Consider the following 19,996-nt stretch of genomic DNA (forward strand, 5'->3'; position numbering starts at 1 on the left):
ACAACCGGATCCGCTTCTTCGCCTCGCGCAGCTCGGCCGCGGACCGATTGTCCCCGGCCGGAGCATCAGCACGGTCAGCTTTCGACAGCCAGTTACGCAGGCAGGACTCGCTGATCCCGAAGTCCTTGGCGATCTGACCGATCGAGGCCTCCCCTCTGCGAGCAACTGCGACCACATCATCACGGAACTCTTTGGGATGGGGCTTGGGCATGACATACATCCTCTCACCAGGCCCTCACGGACCTGAGCTGTCGATGTCAACCAAACCCGGGGCAGTCCCCACCTGCGGGTCTGGTTCCTGCGGCGCCATCCCGCACGGTGTACGTCCCCAGAGGTGGCGCGTCACGCTGTTCGGTCCTGAGGAGGCGCCTGATGTTTCGTACTGATTTTGTCCATACCTACGAGTCACTGCTGGAGTTCAGCGCCAAGGGTGTGCGCGTGCTCGGCCCCGGGCGGCACCGCCGCCAGCGTGACTGCACGTACACGTTGGTGGACCGCCGCGCCTTCACGATCGAGATCAAGCCCCAAGAGATCCCGACTGCCGGTGGCATGGCGGTGCGTGCGTCCGCGGTGGTGGAGGCGCGGGTGATGGAGCCGGTGGCCTACATCACTGAGTCCGTCGAGCCGCGCAACCGCGTCTATGCCGCGACCCAGATCGCGCTGCGGGAGGCGATCTCCTCCCTCACCTTCGAGGAGGTGCTGGAGCGCAAGGTCGACCTGAGCGAGCAGTTGCCTGCGGTGCTCGCAGCTGCCGCGGCGGTGGGCCTGGAGGTGCTGGACGTCAGCCTGAAGGATGTCGGCGCACCGTACGACCTGGAGCAGGCACACCGGGCGACCGCGATCGCGGAGCTGACTGCGAAGGCTGACCTGGAGCGGGCGCGTTCTGAGGCAGCGACACTGCGGATCCGCGCCAACAGCGTGAAGCTGCTCGAGCAGCACCCGCTGCTGGCACGGCTTCAGCTGCTCGAGGCGATGCCGATGGGCACCAAGCTCGTCATCAACGGCATCGACGTCGAGGTCGACAGCGACCAAGGCTGAATCGGGTGGGGCCGCATGCTGCGGCCCCACCCGATTCATTCAGGGACCGCGGGACCACGGTCGGTCCGGCTTGGGGACTCACCTCGTCCGGCCGCGGCCCTGAAGCGTCCCCGCCACGCAGCCGCGGACTGCGCATTGCAAGCGGCCCCGCCGGGAAGCGGACATCTCAGGGAGACCTGGCAAGACGTCACATCGGCCACCACCCGTCGGCTCCGGAGGTGGGGTCCGACCACCAGCCGCCCCTCTGAAACGTCCCGGGCACACCCCTGTGCACCGCGCATTGCGACTGGCGCCGCCCCACGCGGACATTCAGGTGCCGAACTGCCGGCTCCGTCAGCCGGACCCGGTCTGCGGTCCCGGTCGACTCACGGCCAGGGGTTGGGCGCGGCCAGCAGCGCCGGCAGCCGGGCCAAGTACTCGTCGCGGTCGATCTCGATCGCGCCCAGCGTGGCCAGGTGATCGGTCAGCCACTGGACGTCGATGAGCGTCTGGCTCGTGTCGTCGTAGGTCGACTCCAGATGGTCGACCAGTCCGATCAGGGCGACCTTGGAGGCGTCCCTACCCTGCGGCAGGTGAAACATCGACTCGCCGGCGAACAGTCCGCCGAGGCTGATCCCGTACAGGCCTCCCACCAACTCACCGGCGAGCGTACGGGTTTCGAAGCTGTGGGCGATGCCCCGGTGGTGGAGCTCGAGGTAGAGCTCGCGCATACGTGAGTTGATCCATGCCCCCGTCCGGTCGGGGTTGGCGCAGGCGCGTACCACCGCGTCGAAGTCGGTGTCGATGGTGACCTGGTAGTGCTTGGCGGACTTACGCAAGGAACGGCTGACCTTGAGCTCAGTGAGGGGCAACACGCCACGCCGGAGCGGCGACCACCAACCGATCGGGCTGTCGTTGGGGACCGCGGCGTCGTCGTCGAAGGACTCCGGGTCGATCGGCATCGCGAACACTCCGGCCCGATACCCCTCGACCATGACGTCAAGGTCAATGCCGGGCGAAAAGAACAGCAGGTCGCGCTCGGGCCACCACTGCGGCTGCGTGAACATCTCGCCCGCCGTCCTGGGGCGCTGTCGCATCTGTCCTCCGCTTGCTCATCCAGCCTGTGCAGCCTCGGAGTCAAGCAGCGAACTCCAGGCTGGTCCATTGTTACGCGCCCGCGGCAATGTCCGCCGTAGGACTGCGCCGACTGCAGTACGCCATCGGCGGCTGCCTCCAGCGACACTTCAGGGCGGGCTGGGTCGTCCACAGCCGGCAACGGACGAGAAGTGTTGTCCACAGATGTGCCCGGGGCCGACGAAACTTGCCTTGGCGAGCCTCTGGTGTGGGTATGCGAGACAACCGAGTCATCTGTCGGACCAAGCACCTGAAGGAGGAGGGATGGAGCGATTGGCAGATTCGTAAGGCGCTCAGCCGGGGCGAGATCGCCCGGCTGCGTCGAGGCTGGTACGCGCTGGGCCCAGTCGACTCAAAGGTCGTGACTGCGGTGACAAAGGGCGGTGCGCTGTCGTGCATCAGCGCGCTGGGCGAGTACGGCGTGTTCGTTCCGATCCATCACACCCTCCACATCCGCAGGCCTGAGCGTGGGCATCGGCAACGGGGCGGCTGTCGTGGTCATGGTGATCACGCTCCAGTCAACAGCGGGATCGACAGCCCGGCCCAGGCCCTGCGGTGCGCCGTGAAATGCATGCCAGCCGAGTGGATTGTCGTCATCATCGAGTCAATACGGGTGAAGGAAGTGATGACGACCGCGCAGATCCTGGATGCGATAGCCGGCGTACCGAAGTGGATCAACCGGCTGCTGCAGAAAGTGGACAAGGGCGAGTCTGGCACCGAAACGTTGGTGCGGCTGCGGCTCCGTGCACTGGGGATCCGGCTGACCTGTCAGGTCGAGATCGACGGGGTGGGGCGGGTTGACATGATCATCGGCGACCGGCTCGTGATCGAGGTGGACGGTGTCGAGTTTCATTCATCGCCGGAACAGTTCGAAGACGATCGGGAACGCGACCGTAGGCTGACGGCTCTGGGATACACGGTGGTGCGGCTGAGCTGCAAACAGGTGATGTACGGCTGGGGCGAGGCTCTGGCCGACATTCTGGGGATGGTCCGCCAAGGCATCCATCGCCGCCGACGTAACCGGTGGCGTACGCTCGTGTGACCTCAATGCTGACCTGAGCGGCGCCGGCTCACGAACTCTCGGGCCGCCGTACGCCCGATCCGCTGCGTCGTCCAACCGTCGGCCACCAGACCCACGGCACCGCCCACCACCGGAATCCGCTTTGAAGCAAAGACGGCCAGGCGCTTTCCGCCGACCCCGGCAGCCATCTCCCCTGCAACCCGGTCGGACACCTGGCGGTCCAGGGCCAGATCAAACACGGGTGCGGTGGCTACTGACAGCGCCGACCGCGGGATGTCCTCGTCCTGCAGCGCGGACAGGTTGGTCATCATGCACATCAGCAGCGCGGTCCTGACCCGGGGCTCATCAACGTCATAACCGCGTACGTGGGCGATCGCCGCCACCATCCGCACCTGTAGAAGGGCGAGCCCGAGCACATTGGCCGGCAGCGCGACGATGGCCGTCGCGAAACCACCCAGATTGGTCACAAATCCCTGAGCTCCCGCCAGCGAGGTGTGCTGAGCGATGAGTGTGGCCACGGCACGGTCGTGATCGCCGGCGTGGTGCTGCAGGTGCCGCCCTGCGGCCTGCTTGGCTGAAGGCAGTGGACCGACCCCGCCGATACCGGCGTCGAGCAACCTGCGCAGCACGCCCCCGGACGCGGGCGGCGCCATCATCGGCACCAATGACGACACAACCTTGCCAACCTTGGCCATCTGGACTCCCCTCGTTTCACCGCCAGATTACGGGACCCTCCGAAACCGCACCTCAGGGACACCCCTGACCTGCGCAACCCTGCAACGCCCGCCCCAGACGCCTGTCGATCGCAATCCGACCTCCGCATGCGGCAGCGGAGGACGGATCAGGGAGGAGCGGACGTGCAGACGTGTTGAGGTTGATCTTCACGCAGCCCCCTCCCCAGCCTCGAACTGCTGGGGACGCGAGCAAGCGGCAGATGCGGTGGCCACGTGGGCCACGACCTTGGGCTGAGCCCGGACGCCCAGCAGTCTGAAATGTCCGGTGCAGAGGATCGCCAGACGCAATCCGCACACCCAGGCCCGGGGAGGCGGACGATTCGGACCGGGTGGGGTGGCGGGCATCCCGTTCAAGAGATCGGCTGTTGCTGCGCCACTGTCCAGCACCAGTACCCGCGCCGAGCCTTCGCCAGCGACTCGCTCCAGGGCGATGCTCGGTAAGGTGGAACGGCTCCACGAAAGAGACTGGGACGGAGACCCCGATGAGCAGCACTCGCGCCGAGATTGACCTCGGCGTCCTGCGCGCAAACGTGGCCGCCCTCGCTGAGCGGGTACGCCCCCGCTCCCTGTTGGTTGCGGTGAAGGCCAACGCGTACGGACACGGCGCAGTCGAGGTGGCGCGAGCACTGGAGGCTTCGGGAGACGTCGACAGGCTCGGCGTGGCAACGATGGCCGAGGCCATCGAGTTGCGGAAGGCCGGGGTGAATCTACCGATCCTGCGACTGTCGGTGACGCTGCCTGATGAGGTACCGGCTGCAATCGAGCATGACGTCGAGGTGATGATCGCCGATTCGGAGCTCGACTGGCTGTCCGGTGCTGCCGGGCTACGAGTCCACCTGAAGGTCGACACCGGAATGCATCGGATCGGCGTACGCCCCCAGGATGCCGCCGACGTAGCCCGAAAGTTGGAGGAGTCGCAGGTAGAACTGGTCGGCATCGCGACCCACCTGGCGACCGCCGACGATCCTGGCGCGGACGAACGTACCGGGGCCCAGTTGGCAAGGTTTCAGGAGGCAGTTTCTGCCGTGGAAGTGGCGATTGGGCGACAGCTGGACTTGGTGCACAGCGCAAATTCGGCCGGCCTGATGGCTCATCTGGGCCGGACAGGACCGGGCGATGCGCGCGAACTGGTCCGCGCCGGGATCATGGCGTACGGGTACCGGCCAGGTCCCGAGACCCCGGGCACGGTGCGGACCCGGCCGGTTCTGAGTTGGTATGCGCCGCTGGTGCAGGTGAAGCGAATCGAGGCCGGTGAGCGGGTCGGCTACGGCGCAACATGGGAGGCCAGCGAGCCGACGTGGATCGGGACCGTGGCGGTTGGCTACGGCGACGGGTACTCGCGACAGGCATCGAACCGCGGCCACATGTTGGTGGCGGGGCATCATTGCCCGATCGTGGGCCGCGTGTGCATGGACCAGACCATGATCGACCTGACCGAGGTCGTCGCCTCCGGTCTGAATCCGTCGCCTGGCGACGAAGCGGTCCTGATCGGCTCGAGTGGACAGACCCGCATCACCGCCGACGACCTCGCCAGCTGGATGGGCACCATCAGCTACGAGGTCACCTGCCTGATTTCACACCGAGTCCCGCGCCAGTACGTCTGACCGGGCACGCCACTCCCGCGGCTGCACTCTGCAACGTCCGCCGGAGGCAGCGATCGAGAGCGCATCGCAGCTCTCGGCCGGCGCTGGCGGACATTCCCGGGATTGCCGGGCCCAGCATCCTCCAGGCTCGAGCCCGCAGTCCCAGCGCCACAAGGTCCCCACCCCCGGCGTCACAAGGTCCCCCGCGTCCTCACACCGGGCCGGACCCCCTGTGACGTCCGGCCCGGGCGCTCATGGATTGCGCATGGCAGTTCCCGACAGCTCTGACCGACGTTGCAGGGCAGCGATCGGCGGACTCGGTGGGGCAGACGTGATCGGGCAGGCCGGCGGGCGGGCGCATCGCGGTCACGTTCGCTCCATGGAGACGGGACGAGGCTGTCTCGAGCACAGCCGCCCACGAGTCGAGCCCCCGTACGCCGGCGGGCCTGGCCAGCTTGGACTCCCCCGCAACGTCCGCCACGGGCACTCATCGACTGCACATGGCGACTCCCACCAGTGTCCGGAGGACACTTCGGAGCTGCCTCGGACCGGGTAGCCGTGTCGACTGGCGTCCCGCGGGTGCCGGTCGCCAGGAGCCGCCCGGCCAGACTCCCCTGCAACGTCCACCGCAGACCGCAGCAGACTCCAATGGACGTTGCAGAGCCCGCCAACCGACCGCGCACAACCCAAGCCGCACCCCATCGGTACAACGCAAGCCGGCCAGACTCCCCTGCAACGTCCACCCCAGACACACACGAGTCGCCCATCGCAGACCGCAGCAGACCACGATGGACGTTGCAGAGCCCGACAACCAACTGCGCACAACCAAGCCGCACCCATCGGTGTGACGGCGGCCGAGGCGAGGTGCGGCGCAGGTCACGCCGGGGTGGCCGGTGACCGTGCGCCGGCGCGAGCGCCGACAAATGGCGCCTGTGTGCTGGCAGCCATGGGAAAGGTGGGCGCTGATGCCCAACGCCCCGGAGTGGACCTGTGGGCACGGACAAACTGGCTGCCGTGGCCTTGTGCAATTCGCACGATCTTGCCCGGTTGGCCGCTGCTAGCGTGAAGGACGGACATTCAGGAGGCCACGTGAGGGACAGTTCGACACCAGGATCCTTTGAGGACCGCGGGGAACCCGTCCAGTTGCTCACCCCGGACGGCGTCCGCGTCGAGCACTCCGACTTCAGCTTCACCGGCGACGACAGCCTGCTGGTCGACTTCCACCGCGACATGTTCATGACGCGACGCCTCGATCGCGAAGCAACTGCCCTGCAGCGACAGGGCGAGCTCGGCCTGTGGACCCCGCTACTCGGCCAGGAGGCTGCCCAGATCGGATCGGGCCATACCGTCGGCCGCCACGACTACGTCTTTCCCAGCTACCGCGAACACGGCGTCGCCTGGGTGATCGGGCTGCCCCCGGTCGATCTGCTCGGCCTCTTCCGCGGCACCGCCATGTCGGGCTGGGACCCCGCCAAGTACCGCTTCCACCCCTACACGCTCGTCATCGGCGCCCAAACCCTGCACGCCACCGGGTATGCCATGGCGATGCAGATGGACGGACTGGTCGGCCACGAGGACCCCGACACCAGCGGTGCCGTGCTGGCGTACTTCGGTGACGGCGCCATCAGCCAAGGCGACGTCAACGAGTCGATGGTCTTTGCCGCCTCCTACCAAGCACCGGTGGTCTTCTTCTGCCAGAACAACCAGTGGGCGATCTCCGAGCCCATCGAACGCCAGTCACGCATCCCGCTCTACCGCCGAGCAACCGGCTTCGGCATCCCCAGCGTCCGCGTCGACGGCAATGACGCGCTGGCCGTTCACGCCGTCACCGACTGGGCGATGCGGCACGCCCGCTCGGGCCAGGGCCCGGTCATGATCGAGGCCTTCACCTACCGGATGGGCGCCCACACCACCGCCGACGACCCGACCAAGTACCGCCTCCGCGAGGAGGAGGACCACTGGCGCGGCCGCGATCCGATCGCCCGCCTGGAAACCTATCTGCGCAGCCGCGACCTGCTCACCGACGCGGACCTGGCCGACTTGGAGGAACAGGGCGACCAACTCGGCGTCGACCTGCGGGAGGGCTGCCGTACGCTACCCGAACCGGACCTGGCGCGTACGTTCACCGAGACCTACGTCGAGCAGACCGGGGAGCTCACCGACCAGCTTGAGGAATACGAGGCGTACGCCGCGAGCTTCGAGGGAGACGCATGAGCGTGACCACCATGACCCTGGGCAAGGCCATCAACGCGGGCCTGCGCCGGGCGCTCGAGGCGGACCCGAAGGTGCTGCTCGCCGGTGAGGACATCGGCAAGCTGGGCGGCGTGTTCCGGATCACCGAGGGTCTCCAGAAGGACTTCGGCGAGGACCGGGTGGTCGACTCCCCGCTGGCCGAGTCCGGCATCGTCGGCACCGCGATCGGCATGGCGCTGCGCGGCTATCGACCAGTGTGTGAAATCCAGTTTGACGGTTTCGTCTTTCCGGCGTTCAACCAGATCACCACCCAGTTGTCCCGGATGTATGGCCGAACCCACGGGCGTACGCCGATGCCAGTCGTGATCCGGATCCCAACCGGTGGCGGAATCGGCTCCGTGGAACACCACTCCGAATCGCCCGAAACCTACTTCTGCCACACCCCGGGCCTCAAGGTGGTGTCCTGCTCCAACCCGAACGACGCGTACTGGATGATCCAGCAGGCCATCGCATCCTCGGACCCAGTCATCTTCCTCGAGCCGAAGCGGCGCTACCACGACAAGGGCGAGGTTGACACCTCGATGGCGCCGCCGCCGCTGCACCAAGCCAAGATCGTCCGGTCCGGCACCGACGTCACCCTGCTGTCCTGGGGCCCGATGGTGAAGACCTGCCTGGAGGCGGCCGAGATCGCCGCCGAGGAGGGCCGCAACGTCGAGGTGGTCGACCTGCGTACGTTGTCCCCGATCGACACCCCTACCCTGCTCGCGAGTGCGCGCCGCACCGGTCGCGTGGTCGTGGTGCACGAGGCGTACAAGACGTTGGGACTGGGCGCCGAGCTCGCCGCTCGGATCAGCCAGGAATGCTATTTCGAGCTGGAGGCGCCCGTGCTCCGCGTCACGGCGCCGGACATCGCGTACCCTCCCAGCCGGGTGGAAGAGGACTATCTGCCCACCCTCGATCGCGTTCTGGACGCGGTCGACGAGAGCCTGTCGTACTGACCCATTGGAGACGTCATGAAGGATTTTCGACTGCCGGATCCCGGCGAGGGCCTGGTCGAGGCCGACATCGTTTCCTGGCGGGTCGCCGTCGGTGACGAGGTCAAGGTCAACGACGTGCTGTTGGAGATCGAGACCAGCAAGTCGTTGGTGGAACTGCCAAGCCCGTACGCCGGCACCGTGGTCAAGTTCCTCGTCGAGGAGGGCCAGACCGTCGAGGTCGGCACGCCGATCATCACCATCGACGACGGTGAGGATGAGGCCCCCGAGGGCTCCGGGCCCAATCTGGTCGGCTACGGCTCAACCGGCCGCGGTCCCAAGCGTCGGCCCCGGCGTGAGAAGGATCCCAGCCCCGAGCACGAGCTGATCCAGCAGTCACTGGACTACACCGGCCCGGTGGGGCGGCGCTCCGACGACGTCACCCCCTTCGAGCCGGAGGCGAATCGCTGGCAGGCCGGCGAGCCGCTGCCCAGCCCAGGCGTTCCCGAACGGGTCGACTCGGGCGCAGACCGCCCCAAGGCCAAGCCGCCGGTCCGCAAGTACGCCCGGGAACGCGGCGTCGACCTCGCCGAGGTCAGCCCGACTGGCCCCGACGGCACCATCACCCGCGAGGACATCGACCGGGCGCTGGCCAATCCCGGCACCGGCAAGGAGACCCGCATCCCGGTCAAGGGCGTACGCAAGGCGACCGCCGACGCGATGGTGAAGTCGTTCTATTCGGCGCCCCATGCGTCAGAGTGGATCACCTTCGACGTGTCCAACACGATGGAGTTGGTGGAACAGCTCAAGGCGCGTCGGGAGTTCCGCGACGTACGCGTGACGCCCCTGCTGGTCTACATCCGCGCGATCTGCCTGACCCTGAAGAAGCATCCGGAGTTGAACGCGACCTGGGATGAGAAGAATCGGGAGATCGTCCAGCACGGCCAGGTCAACATGGGTATTGCCGCCGCGACTCCACGTGGCCTGATGGTGCCCAACATCAAGGGCGCCGAGCAGTTGACGCTGCTGGAGCTGGCCCAGCAGGTGACCGACCTGGTGGCGACCGCACGCGCCGGCAAGCTGCAGCCCCGCGACTACGCCCACGGCACCATCACATTGACCAATGTCGGCGTCTTCGGTGTCGATTCGGGCACGGCGATCCTCAACCCGGACGAGACCGTGATCGTAGCGATGGGCTCGATCGAACGGCGGCCCTGGGTCCTCGGTACGGGCGCCGATGAGCGGATCGAGCCGCGCTGGGTGACGACGGTGTCGATGACCTTCGACCACCGCGTCATCGACGGTGAGCAGGCATCGCTCTTCCTCAAGGACCTGGCCGGGCTGCTGCGCGATCCGGCACTGGCGATGATCTACTGAGGCGCCTCGCCGGCGTCCGAGCAACACGAAGGGGATGGGCGCGATGCCCATCCCCTTGGTGTTGCGTGAGTGCTGGAGGTCAGCCCTCGAGCTTGATGCGGATCTTGCGGACTTCCTGCGCGGTGCGCACGGTCGCGATCAGCGCTTCCAGGCTCATCCGGATCAGCGCCGTGTAGAGGAAGAACCCGATGGCGAAGCCCACCAGCGCGAGCAACGAGAGCAGGATGCCCAGACCAGCCTGGTCGTTGACCGCCATGCCGATGAAGATGATGCCGACGTAGGACAGCGCGCCGAGTGCAGACAGCACGATCCACAGGATGTAGGCGATCTTGATCAGCGACGGGGTTGCGAACTTCTGGAAGGAGAAGTCGAACATCGCGGTGAACGGGTTCTCGTCCAGGTCGTCGTCCTCACCGCCGACCGGCGAGTTGTACATCGACGCCGCATACGGGTTGCTGCTCGGGGCAGGCTGCTGCCCGTAGCCACCCTGGTCGGACGGGTAGGAGGCTGAAGCAGCGCTCGAGGGGTACTGCGAGGCGGAGTCGAAACCGCTCGCGCTCGGCTGCCCGTAGCCGCCCTGGCCAGGGTTGGGCGAGTAGCCGCCCGGGTTCGGGCCCTGGTTCTGGTTCTGGTCATAGCCACCCTGGCCGTAGCCACTCTGGCCGAAATTATCCTGAGACATGGGCCCCATTGTGCCTGTCCGGGGCGTCACCGCAGAACCCAACCGGCTGAAAAGCCGATAAGTCCGCAGAAATAATCGCTGCTGGCCCGACGCCGTTCAGCTCTGGCTCGGTTGGGGTCCGCCCTGAAATGTCCAGCCAGCCCGGGCGCGGAAGGCGTATTGCAATCGGCGATTGCCAGACGCAGACACTTCAGGGCGGGTCGGCCAACAACGGGATGGGACTGTGGGCGGCTGGAGCTGCCGGCGGCAGGTGCTGGCGGGAGTTGCCGTCGGGCTGGCCCGGTTGGGGTCCGCCCCGAAATGTCCAGCCAGGCCGTGCGCAGGAGACGTACTGCAATCGACGATTGCCAGACGCGGACACCTCAGGGCGGGGCGCCGCCACGCAGTACGGTCCCGCACGAAGTGCGGGGTCCTGCCGTTGTCAACGTCAGGATCGGCGGCGTGCCGCGGCGGCGCCGGCGGGAATCCGCAACGTCACCACCTGGAACGGTCGCAGATCCAGCTCGATCCGGTCCGCGCTGGCGGTCACCACCGCGGCGGTCACCAGTGGGGAACGGTCGTCGAAGTCGTGCTCCAGCAGGTCCACCTCGCGCACCTGATCCAACGCCAGATCGCCGGTCAGCACGGCGCTACGTCGGTTGCCGGTGGCCTCGTAGAGCCGCAGCACCAGGTCGCCGCTGCGGTCGCGGGCCAGCTTGATCGTCTCCAGCACGGCCCCGTCCAAACGCACCAGCGGGCCCTCGTCGGCAGCCCCTCCAGCACCGGCCGCCTGCTCCAGCGGCAGGTTGAGGTGGTGTCCCAGTTCGGCGGCACCGGCGACGTCGCGGCCCGGCGCCAGCCGCCAGTTCCATCGGTGTACGCCTTGGTCGGCGCGCGGGTCCGGATAGCGCGGCCCCCGCACCACGCTGGCGCGCACCACCGAATAGGTGCCACCCGTGGGCTTGGCGCAGCGGCGTACGTCCCAGCCGTAACTGCCGGTGTTGGCGATCGCGACCTGATAGTCGGGCTCGCCGAGATGGACGAAGCGGTGCGCGTTCACCTCGAAACGGGCGTGATCCCAGCTGGTGTTGGTGTGGGTGGGCCGAGTCAGGTGGCCGAACTGCACTTCGAACCGGGCGTGGTCGGTGTGGACGTCCAGCGGGAACGCGAGCTTGCACAAGGTGTCCTGCTGCTGCCAGTCGATCTGCAAATCCAGTTCGAGCTCGTCGCCGCTGGTCGGCAGCCGCAGCTCCTGCACGAAGGCCGAGTCGCCGTGGTGGCGGCGCACCCGGATGGTGGTGCCGTCCACCTCGACCTGGTCGGCGTCGTTGAGGTCGATCACGGTGTGGCGGTGGGCCTCGTCGATGTCCCAGGCATCCCAGGCGTTGGGGAAATCGTGGTGCAGCTGCAGCAGGTTGCCGGCCTCGCCGGCCGGGATCAGTTCCCGGCCTGCCCGCAGGTCGACCAGCGAGGTCACCAGGCCGCGGGCGTCGATCCGGACCCGCAGGGTGCCGTTGTCGAGCAGCAGATCGCTACCGTCCCGCTGCGGGGTGACGTGCTGGTCGAAGCCCGCGTCGGGGGTGCCGGAGCCGTACGCCGGGATGCCCGCGCGGGCGTAGGGTGCCGGGTTGAACCAGCCCCCACCCAGGGCACGCTGAGCTTGGTCGATGATGTCGCGGAGGTCGCGGTGCAGCTGTTCGGCGCGGGCGACCACCTCGCGATAGACCCAGGCGATCGAGGAGCCGGGCAGGATGTCGTGGAACTGGAAGAGCAGTACGTCGCGCCAGATCCGCTGCAGTTCCTCGTACGGGTAGGGGTGACCGGCTCGGATCGCCGCGATCGCGGACCACGCTTCAGCTGAGTGCAGCAGCGACTCGCTGATCCGATTGGTGCGCTTCACCTCGACCTGACTGGTGAACGTGCCGCGGTGCAACTCCAGATAGAGCTCCCCCACCCAGGTCGGGGCGTCGGCGTACTCCGCCATCGCTTGGGCAAAGAAGTCATCAGGGTCGGCGATGCGGATCTGCGGCGACCCGGCCAGGTCAGCGCTGCGACGGGCCTGTTCGATCATCTCGCGGGTCGGGCCACCACCGCCGTCGCCGTAACCGTAGGGCACCAGCGAGGACTGGGCGCGGCCCTTGTCGCGGAAGTTGGTGGCGGCGTGGTGCAGCTCGGCGGGGGCCAACGTCGCGTTGTAGGTGTCGACCGGCGGGAAGTGGGTGAAGATCCGCGAGCCGTCGATGCCCTCCCACCAGAAGGTGTGGTGGGGGAAGTCATTGATCTGGTTCCAGGAGATCTTCTGAGTCAGGAACCAGTCCATCCCGGCCAGCTTCGCCAGCTGCGGCAGGGCGGCGGCATATCCGAAGGAGTCCGGCAGCCAGACGCCGCGGCACCGCTTGCCGAGGTGTTCGTCGAACCAGCTGGTGCCCTCGACGAGCTGGCGTACGAACGCCTCACCGCCGGGCAGGTTGGCATCCGACTCCACCCACATGCCTCCGACCGGGATGATCCGGCCGGCGGCCACCTGCTCCTTGAGGCGGGCAAACAGTTCGGGCTGATCCTCGGCGAGCCAGGCCGCATGCTGGGCGGCCGGCAACACGAACAGGTGCTCGGGGTGATCGCCGGACTCGATCAGCTGGAGCTGGTTGGCGACCGTTCGGGCGACCTTGCGGCGGGTTTCCCGCAGCGGCCACAGCCAGGCCGAGTCGATGTGGGCGTGACCGACGGCGTACGCCCGGTGAGCGCTCGGGTGGGCCGGGGTCGCCAGTGCTTCGGCGAGATCGGCCCGAGCCGCGGCGGCGGTGCCGGGAATGTCGTTGGGGTCGAGCTGGTCGATCGCCCGGTCCAGTGTGATGTCGAGGCCGGCGCGGTGGCCGGAGTCCTCCGGCAGGGTCGCGGCCAGGCCCGACAGTGTCGCCAGGTCAGCGGCCAGCGCGCGTACCTCGGCGCGCACCTCGACGAGGTCAGCCCGGGCAAAGACGTAGCGCGGGTCCCGGCCGGCGGTCAGCACGTCACCCAGCTCGGTAGGCCCCTGTCGGCTGACGATCGGGTTGGCGGCCGCCTCGATGTAGACCTCGATCCGGCCCTGGTCGTCGGCCTCGACCGGCAACCAGGCGTTGCGCGGGTTGAGCGCCTTGATCACAGAACCGTCGGGTCGCAGCGCCAGCCCTTCTGCCTGGAAACCGGGCCCGGCGCCACGGTCCCACCCCAGGTCGATCTCCAGTTCCAGGGGCAGGTCGGCTGCCTCGGTGGGGACTGCTCCAGTGAGTCGGAACCAGGTGGTGCCCCAGGCCGGGCCCCACGGCGTACCGGTCTGGAAAGGTGTGTAGGTCGCCGCGAGCGCAGTCTGGTGGTCGACCGGGTCGCCCTGCCCCGGTGCGGCCGGGGCATCGGTGACCTCCCAGTGCTCAATCGTCAGCGGTGCCACCACCCGGCTGATGGCCGGGATGATGCGCTCGCCGAGGTGGCGGGCAACCCGCTTGTTCAGGATCGGCCGGTGGTCATGCATCGCTACTCCGTGAATCGTCGCTCTGGTCTGAAGTCTCGGTGGTCAGGGCCGGTACGCCGGCCAACTGCGCCTCAAGGTGGGCCCAGTCGCGGTAGCTGGCGCTGGGGATGTGTCGGGCCAGTTCGGCGAGCCACTGGGCCTTCTGTTGGGAACTCTTGAGGACGTCCTCCGCGGTCAGGCCCACCGCGGTGTCCACCAGCCACCGTCCCTTGATCCAGAAGTCGTCAGGCTCACGGGACATCAACCAGGTCATCATCACCGGATTGATCACCTGGTGCGCATACCGCTGCGCCACCGGGGACCTGTCCCAGGCCTCGACTGCGAATCGACGGTTGAACTCGGCGGACTCCAGATCGATGACGGGCCTGGCGCCGATGGTGACGGCCAGCCAGACCCGCAACGGCGGCAACCAGCCGTCCATCTCCACCAGCACATAGTTGATGGTGTCCCGTTCCAGATGCAGGAATCGACGTCCGTCCACCTCGCCGATGATGAGGTGCCGGATCGGCCCCGACCGGCCAGTCGGCTCGTGGGCGCCCCAGTGGTCGGCCTCGAAACGGGCCAGTTCAGTGACCTCGGCGGTGTAGGTCATCCCCTCGGGCAACTCGAGGCGTTGCCATTCATCCTTGCGGGGACCCGACACTGCACCCCACAGGAGCAGTGCGACCAACAGAGCGGCCGGCAGGCCGAACAGCCACAACAGGAAGTCGGGCACCGCCACCCCGACCAGGGCCAACACGAACAGCACCAGCCACACCAGCGGTGTCGCGAACCACAGCAGCGCGACCGCCGCGAGCACCGGTTCGTCCTTGACCTCGTGGAGTTTGGGCAACGCCATGTCGGCACTCTACGCAGCGGCCATCTCAGTCCGAGAGAGACATGGGATCGTGGACCCATGACGACCGAATGGACGCCCGAGGCGATCGCGCAGGCGTACGCCTATCCGCTGGCTGACCGGACCGACGACGAGGATGCCCAGCGCGGTTGGCTGCGCGCCAACATGGTCACCAGTCTGGACGGCGCCGCCCAGATCGACGGGCGGGTCGGCGACCTGACTGGCAGCGCGGACCAGGTGCTGCTGACCGCCTTGCGCGCGATGGCGGACTGTCTGATCGTGGGCGCCGGCACCATCGAGGCGGAGGGCTACGGTCCGCTCATCACCCCACCGCAATGGCGGCAGTACCGGGCCGATCTGGGCATGGCGCCGGATCCGCGGCTGGTCATCGTGACCCGTCGTGGCCGAGTCGACGTGCGCCGACCCGAGCTCGCCGCCGCCGACCCGCTGGTCGTCCATCCCTCAAGTTGCACCGCTGATTTCGGGGACGCCGAGACGCTGGTCTGTGGCGAGAGTTGGGTGGATCTGCCGAGGATGGTGGCCGACCTGCACGAGCGCGGCTGGCGTCGCATGCTGTCCGAGGGCGGCCCGACCCTGCTGGCCGAACTCTTCACCGCCGACCTGGTCGACGAGTTGGACTGGGCAATATCCCCCACCGTCGTCGGCGGCCCCGGGCTGCGGCTCAGCCACGGCCCCGCGATCACGCCGCTGCGGTGGCATCAGCTCGCCGCGACCACCGTCGGGGAACATCTGTTCACCCGGTGGACCCGCGACCGGGGCTGAGGCACGGCCGCGGACGTACGCCTCAGGCCACCCGATCCATGTCGGCTGCGGTGACCTCGCACAGCATCGGCTCGCCGGCACGGAAGCGTTCCAACTCGGCGACGATGTGGCGACCGATCCGCAACCGACCGTTGCCTGCCAGCCCCGCCAGGTGCGGGGTGGCGTGGGCCAAGGTCCGCAGCGGATGATCCGCGGCGGGCGGCTCGGGGTCGAAGACGTCGAGGAAGACCGGTCCCAGATCGCCCTGCTGGAGCCGAGCCGTCAACGCCTTCTCGTCGATGAGGGAGCCGCGGGAGGTGTTGACGAGCACCGTGCCCGGCTGCAGCAGCGCCAGCGTCTCGGCATTGAGCATGTGGCGGGTGGCGGGCAGCTCGGGGGCGTGGACCGAGACCACCTGGCTGGTCGCGAGTAGTTCGTCCAGGTCGAGCTTGATCGCTCCCATCGCGGCGGCGTCGGACTCGCTGAGGTAGGGGTCGTACACCGCCCGCTCCACCTCGAAATTGCCCATCAACTTGAGGTAGTGGCGCCCCACCCAGCCGGCGCCGAGCACGCCGACCCGGATGTCGTTGACCTCACCGACCCCGTCGCGACTCCAGCCGCCGGCGGCGACCTCGGCACCAGTCGCGACAATGTTCTTGCGGCCCACGATGGTCAGGCCCAGCGCGGTCTCGGCGACCCCCTCACCGAGCGGCTTCACCGCCGAGGTGACCCGAGCTCCGGACTGCCACAGGGCGTCACTGACGACCGGCTTCACCGAGCCGGCGGCATGCAGCAGCACGGCCGGCTTGGCTGCGGCGATCACCTCGGTGTCGACCCGGGGGCTGCCCCAGGAGGTCAGGATCACCTCGGCGCCGGCGGCGGCGTCGACCGCCGCTGCGGTGTCGTGCGGGTCGACCAGTTCGACGACGTCGCCGAGCTGGGCCCACGCCTGGTCGGTGAAGACAGTGCGTCGGGTGTCGGGCTTGATGAGGCTGAGGATGCGCATGTCACTCTCCGTATCCGGGCAGGTAGTGCCCGGCGAGGTCGATCAGGTTGGGGGCCGGCTCGCCGGGCTGCTGCTGCGGCAGCCGGGCACTGAGATCAGCCCAGTGCAGGTAGTTCTGCGGACCGTTGCTCTCGAAGGTTGCTCGTTCCAGTCCGGGCAGTGGGGTGAGTCTGCTGGCGACCTCCCGATTCCAGGCGACCAGCAGCGGCGGCGCGGTGAGGTCGGCGACCAGGCAGTTCATGCCGGCCCGACCGGCGGCCTCGATCATGGCGAAGCTGCGGGTGAGGGTCTTTGCGCTGGGCTTGACGGCGATGACCGAATACCCGGTGGCCGCGCGGCGCTCCACGCTGGCTGTGTCGAAGGCGGATTCGTCGGCACCGATCGGGACCGGCAGGTCGCCCAGGTGTTCGTCGTTGGCGACCGGCAGCGGCTCCTCGACCAGAGCAATCCGGTGCAGCGCTCCGGCGTCGTCGATCCGGTCCAGCAGGGTGAGCAACGTGGCCTTGTCGGGATAGCGGCCGTTAGCGTCCAGATAGAGGCGCACCCCGGTGGCGCCGGCCTGTTCGGCACGGTCGACCATGGCGGCCACCTCGATGACCCGGTTGGCGTCGAAGTCCAGCATCGCGCTGGGGTCCTTGTCCCGATTCGGGTCGGCTCCGATGCGGATCTTCAGCAGCGGCAGGCCGCGGGCCAGCAGCTCCCCGATCTCCTCGGCGCCGGTGGTCGGCGAGACCAAAGGGATCTCCGCGGCCGGCGGGGCGTTCGCCGGGTCAACCGGCAGATAGGGGCGTACCGAGGGCGGAATCAGGTCAGCAAAGTCGCGGATCTCGTGCCGCCTGGCCCAGCGTTGCCACATCGCCTGGTCGATCGGCACCAGCGCATTCATGACGAAGCTCTCGGCGATCGACTCGTTGGTCATCTCCCGGGCCAGCAGCAGGACCTCCGGCATCAGCCGCGCCTGCACCTCGACCGGATCGAGGTCCTCGGGCAGGTCCGCCGCGACCCGAGCCGCGTGCCCCGTGATCGCCGCCATCATCATGTTGGCGCCGTCGATGCCAGCCAAATCGACCACCATCGGGTCGCCCCAGACCGGTGATTGGGCGCCCAGCCCCCAATCGATGCCGCCGGCGCCGTCAGGGAGGCCGACGATCACCTGCCACAGTTCGTTGATCTCGTGGGCCTTGAACGCAAAGGGGCCGATCAGCGGCTCGCGTACGACTTGGAAGGTGACCATGACTCTCGCAACCATGCGGGGACAGTTTCGAGGGCCACGCTACCCGGGGTTGACCACCGTGGTGACCGAGTCGCGCAGCACAAGATGGGTGCCGACCACGATCGGGCCGAGTTCCGGACGCCAGGTCTCCTGACCCTGCACCAGCCGGGTGGCGCGGCGGCCCAGTTCCTGCCACGGCATGTGGACCGTGGTCAGCGCGGGCTGCAGGTAGCCGCCGACCGGGCTGTCGTCGAACCCGACCACCGACAGATCCGTACGCCCGAGATCCGCGGCAGCCTTGTAGACGCCGAGCGCCAGGTCGTCGCTGTCACCGAAGAATGCCGTCACCTCAGGGTGGGCCGCGAGGATCTCCTTGGCACCTTGCCAACCGCCGGTGCTGGAGCGGGGCCCGGCGCGTACCAGCTCGGGATCAAGCTCGATGCCGGCCTGCTCCAAGGCAAGCTCATAGCCACGGGACCGCTGGATGCTGGTGCTGAACGTTTCCGGGCCGCGGACCAGGCCGATCCGGCGGTGGCCCCGATCGATCAGCATCGACACCGCGGCCACGGCGCCGCCGACATTGTCATAGTCGACCACCATGGCGCCGGCCTCGATCAGTGGCAGTGGGTCAGGCAGTGACCGGCCACACAAGACCACCGGTTTGTCGTTCGATCGCAGCGTGCTGACCAATGTCTTCTCGCGACCCGGGTCCAGATGGGTGCCGCCGATGACGACCACACCGGCGATGCGGTCGTCATCGAGCATCGCCGCCAACGAACCGCGCTCCCGCTCCGGATCACCATCGGTGACGGTCGCGATGGTCCAGCTGCCCGCCTCGCTGGAGGCATCCTCGACTCCCGCGACCACGCCGACGGTGACGAGATTGCGCAACGACGGGGTGACCAGGCCCACCACCGGTGCCGCCTTGCGGTGCCGAGCCTGCCCCTCGTAGCCGAGCTCCTCCACCGCAGCCATCACCTTTGCCTTGGTGGGCGCCGCAATCGAGCTGTTGCCCGTCAGGGTGCGGGAGGCGGTTGCCACGGAGACGCCGGCGCGCTCCGCGACCATCCGCAGGGTGGGTCGCTTGGGTTCGGAGGTCGTCACGAACGCCAACTATACGGAGACCGCCCACGAGACGGACGATTCGTGGTGGGTCAGCGAGCAGCGAGTGCCTGCCGGATCATGGCGGGGCGGTTGGTGATCAGGTCCCGGACCCCCAGGCCAACCAGTTCGGCGGCCCGCTCGGGATCATCGACCGTCCACGCCCGTACGTGCAGTCCCCGCTCGGCGCAGGCCGACACGGTGGCCCGGTCGATGCTGTCGCGGTGCAGGTGAACAGTGGGGATCGCGTTGTCGACCAGCCAGGCGTACGGATCCTCCGTCGGCTTGCCGCCGAACATCTCCACGGCTTGCGGGAGGACGGACAGGCCTTGCTCGGGCAGCAGCACGGCGAGCTCGGCCTCGGGCAGCACCTCCCGGACGCCCAGCAAGCCAACCGGATTGAACGAACTGAACACCACCCGGTCACTGGCACCGGAACGTAGGACCTGGGTCGCCGCCGCAGCGGGAAGCCCCTGGTCGCGTACCGATGTGTCCTTCAACTCCACGTTGATCGGGATCGTGGTCGCCTCAAGGACCTGCGCCAGGGTCGGTACGCCGAGTGCCTCCAGTTGAGCCGTGGTGCAGCTCGTCACCTCGCCGGTGGCACCCGGGAAGGTCCGGTCGAGAGTCTGGCCGTGGATCACCACCACGTCGCCGTCGGCGCTGCGGTAGGTGTCGAGCTCGATCCCATCCGCCTGCTGGTCCTGCGCCAAGGCAAAAGCGGCCAGGGTGTTCTCGGGGGCATCCGCACTGGCACCGCGGTGCGCCCAGATGATTGCGGCGGCACCCGGAACGGGCTGGGGCAGGATCACAGAAGTCACCATGGGGACCAGTTCATCACGTCCGACGCAAGCCCGTTCGACGGCCTGAGACGAAC

17 protein-coding genes are annotated in these 19,996 nt (G+C 68.0%); 7 read left to right on the forward strand and 10 right to left on the reverse strand.

Annotated elements, in window-relative coordinates; translation table 11 throughout:
- On the reverse strand, positions 1-211 hold a 211-nt coding region (locus tag CGZ91_RS14265; RefSeq protein WP_179229280.1), incomplete at its 3' end, for a transposase.
- 161 nt (positions 212-372) lie between these two features.
- Between CGZ91_RS14265 and CGZ91_RS08225 the strand changes: the two genes are divergently transcribed.
- On the forward strand, positions 373-1,038 hold the full coding sequence (locus CGZ91_RS08225) for an SPFH domain-containing protein (protein ID WP_094454197.1): 666 nt from the start codon (positions 373-375) through the stop codon (positions 1,036-1,038).
- Between the two features lie 365 nt (positions 1,039-1,403).
- On the opposite strand, the gene aat is transcribed toward CGZ91_RS08225, so the two are convergent.
- Positions 1,404-2,084, reverse strand: a complete 681-nt coding sequence (aat, locus tag CGZ91_RS08230; protein WP_094454199.1) for a leucyl/phenylalanyl-tRNA--protein transferase — start codon at positions 2,082-2,084, stop codon at positions 1,404-1,406.
- Positions 2,085-2,722: 638 nt separating this feature from the next.
- Between aat and CGZ91_RS14270 the strand changes: the two genes are divergently transcribed.
- The gene (locus CGZ91_RS14270) at positions 2,723-3,193 is read left to right on the forward strand and encodes an endonuclease domain-containing protein (protein WP_229116542.1); all 471 of its coding nucleotides are present in this window, start codon (positions 2,723-2,725) and stop codon (positions 3,191-3,193) included.
- A 2-nt stretch (positions 3,194-3,195) separates the two neighbouring features.
- On the opposite strand, the gene CGZ91_RS08240 is transcribed toward CGZ91_RS14270, so the two are convergent.
- Complete coding sequence (locus CGZ91_RS08240; protein ID WP_094451959.1) at positions 3,196-3,867, reverse strand: EcsC family protein; 672 nt, start codon at positions 3,865-3,867, stop codon at positions 3,196-3,198.
- Between the two features lie 521 nt (positions 3,868-4,388).
- Between CGZ91_RS08240 and alr the strand changes: the two genes are divergently transcribed.
- The 4 genes from alr to CGZ91_RS08260 all read left to right on the forward strand — a co-directional run bounded on the left by alr (position 4,389) and on the right by CGZ91_RS08260 (position 10,033).
- Positions 4,389-5,510 (forward strand): alanine racemase, encoded by a 1,122-nt coding sequence (gene alr / locus CGZ91_RS08245; RefSeq protein ID WP_094454203.1) that lies wholly within the window; start codon positions 4,389-4,391, stop codon positions 5,508-5,510.
- Positions 5,511-6,578: 1,068 nt separating this feature from the next.
- Entirely contained in the window at positions 6,579-7,703 is a 1,125-nt protein-coding gene (gene pdhA, locus CGZ91_RS08250; RefSeq protein ID WP_229116524.1) for a pyruvate dehydrogenase (acetyl-transferring) E1 component subunit alpha, read from the forward strand.
- Positions 7,700-8,680, forward strand: coding sequence for an alpha-ketoacid dehydrogenase subunit beta (locus tag CGZ91_RS08255; protein ID WP_094454205.1), 981 nt, complete (start codon positions 7,700-7,702; stop codon positions 8,678-8,680). The genes pdhA and CGZ91_RS08255 overlap by 4 nt, the downstream gene beginning before the upstream one ends.
- A gap of 30 nt (positions 8,681-8,710) precedes the next feature.
- Positions 8,711-10,033 (forward strand): dihydrolipoamide acetyltransferase family protein, encoded by a 1,323-nt coding sequence (locus CGZ91_RS08260; RefSeq protein WP_229116543.1) that lies wholly within the window; start codon positions 8,711-8,713, stop codon positions 10,031-10,033.
- A 79-nt stretch (positions 10,034-10,112) separates the two neighbouring features.
- Here CGZ91_RS08260 and CGZ91_RS08265 read toward each other — a convergent pair whose 3' ends face one another.
- The 3 genes from CGZ91_RS08265 to CGZ91_RS14275 all read right to left on the reverse strand — a co-directional run bounded on the left by CGZ91_RS08265 (position 10,113) and on the right by CGZ91_RS14275 (position 15,040).
- Positions 10,113-10,715: a DUF4282 domain-containing protein gene (locus CGZ91_RS08265; protein ID WP_144276835.1), complete on the reverse strand. Its 603-nt coding sequence runs from the start codon at positions 10,713-10,715 to the stop codon at positions 10,113-10,115.
- A 427-nt stretch (positions 10,716-11,142) separates the two neighbouring features.
- Complete coding sequence (locus tag CGZ91_RS08270) at positions 11,143-14,202, reverse strand: alpha-mannosidase (protein WP_094454211.1); 3,060 nt, start codon at positions 14,200-14,202, stop codon at positions 11,143-11,145.
- Positions 14,195-15,040: a hypothetical protein gene (locus CGZ91_RS14275; protein ID WP_179229282.1), complete on the reverse strand. Its 846-nt coding sequence runs from the start codon at positions 15,038-15,040 to the stop codon at positions 14,195-14,197. The genes CGZ91_RS08270 and CGZ91_RS14275 overlap by 8 nt, the downstream gene beginning before the upstream one ends.
- 57 nt (positions 15,041-15,097) lie before the next feature.
- Between CGZ91_RS14275 and CGZ91_RS14280 the strand changes: the two genes are divergently transcribed.
- Positions 15,098-15,820: a dihydrofolate reductase family protein gene (locus CGZ91_RS14280; protein WP_179229283.1), complete on the forward strand. Its 723-nt coding sequence runs from the start codon at positions 15,098-15,100 to the stop codon at positions 15,818-15,820.
- 22 nt (positions 15,821-15,842) lie between these two features.
- Here the strand turns inward: CGZ91_RS14280 and CGZ91_RS08285 are convergent, their stop codons facing one another.
- From CGZ91_RS08285 to CGZ91_RS08300, 4 genes are read right to left on the reverse strand one after another with little or no spacing between them, the layout of a single operon-like run.
- Positions 15,843-16,805, reverse strand: a complete 963-nt coding sequence (locus CGZ91_RS08285; RefSeq protein ID WP_094454217.1) for a hydroxyacid dehydrogenase — start codon at positions 16,803-16,805, stop codon at positions 15,843-15,845.
- A 1-nt stretch (position 16,806) separates the two neighbouring features.
- Positions 16,807-18,039 (reverse strand): enolase C-terminal domain-like protein, encoded by a 1,233-nt coding sequence (locus tag CGZ91_RS08290; protein ID WP_144276836.1) that lies wholly within the window; start codon positions 18,037-18,039, stop codon positions 16,807-16,809.
- Positions 18,040-18,078: 39 nt separating this feature from the next.
- The gene (locus tag CGZ91_RS08295) at positions 18,079-19,122 is read right to left on the reverse strand and encodes a LacI family DNA-binding transcriptional regulator (protein WP_144276837.1); all 1,044 of its coding nucleotides are present in this window, start codon (positions 19,120-19,122) and stop codon (positions 18,079-18,081) included.
- 50 nt (positions 19,123-19,172) lie between these two features.
- A complete protein-coding gene (locus tag CGZ91_RS08300; RefSeq protein ID WP_179229284.1) occupies positions 19,173-19,943 on the reverse strand; it encodes a glycerophosphodiester phosphodiesterase in 771 nt (256 codons plus the stop codon).
- Positions 19,944-19,996 lie beyond the last annotated feature (53 nt).

The organism is Parenemella sanctibonifatiensis, from assembly GCF_002250565.1.
GTDB lineage: Bacteria > Actinomycetota > Actinomycetes > Propionibacteriales > Propionibacteriaceae > Parenemella > Parenemella sanctibonifatiensis.

Bases quoted from the DNA above. Each gene is read 5' to 3' on its own strand.
- CGZ91_RS08270 (WP_094454211.1), bottom strand. From the start codon at position 14,202: ATGCATGACCACCGGCCGATCCTGAACAAGCGGGTTGCCCGCCACCTC.
- CGZ91_RS08225 (WP_094454197.1), top strand. From the start codon at position 373: ATGTTTCGTACTGATTTTGTCCATACCTACGAGTCACTGCTGGAGTTC.
- aat (WP_094454199.1), bottom strand. From the start codon at position 2,084: ATGTTCACGCAGCCGCAGTGGTGGCCCGAGCGCGACCTGCTGTTCTTT.
- CGZ91_RS14275 (WP_179229282.1), bottom strand. From the start codon at position 15,040: ATGGCGTTGCCCAAACTCCACGAGGTCAAGGACGAACCGGTGCTCGCG.
- alr (WP_094454203.1), top strand. From the start codon at position 4,389: ATGAGCAGCACTCGCGCCGAGATTGACCTCGGCGTCCTGCGCGCAAAC.
- CGZ91_RS08265 (WP_144276835.1), bottom strand. From the start codon at position 10,715: ATGTCTCAGGATAATTTCGGCCAGAGTGGCTACGGCCAGGGTGGCTAT.
- CGZ91_RS08240 (WP_094451959.1), bottom strand. From the start codon at position 3,867: ATGGCCAAGGTTGGCAAGGTTGTGTCGTCATTGGTGCCGATGATGGCG.
- CGZ91_RS14280 (WP_179229283.1), top strand. From the start codon at position 15,098: ATGACGACCGAATGGACGCCCGAGGCGATCGCGCAGGCGTACGCCTAT.
- CGZ91_RS08285 (WP_094454217.1), bottom strand. From the start codon at position 16,805: ATGCGCATCCTCAGCCTCATCAAGCCCGACACCCGACGCACTGTCTTC.
- CGZ91_RS14270 (WP_229116542.1), top strand. From the start codon at position 2,723: ATGCCAGCCGAGTGGATTGTCGTCATCATCGAGTCAATACGGGTGAAG.
- CGZ91_RS08290 (WP_144276836.1), bottom strand. From the start codon at position 18,039: ATGGTCACCTTCCAAGTCGTACGCGAGCCGCTGATCGGCCCCTTTGCG.
- CGZ91_RS08255 (WP_094454205.1), top strand. From the start codon at position 7,700: ATGAGCGTGACCACCATGACCCTGGGCAAGGCCATCAACGCGGGCCTG.
- CGZ91_RS08300 (WP_179229284.1), bottom strand. From the start codon at position 19,943: ATGGTGACTTCTGTGATCCTGCCCCAGCCCGTTCCGGGTGCCGCCGCA.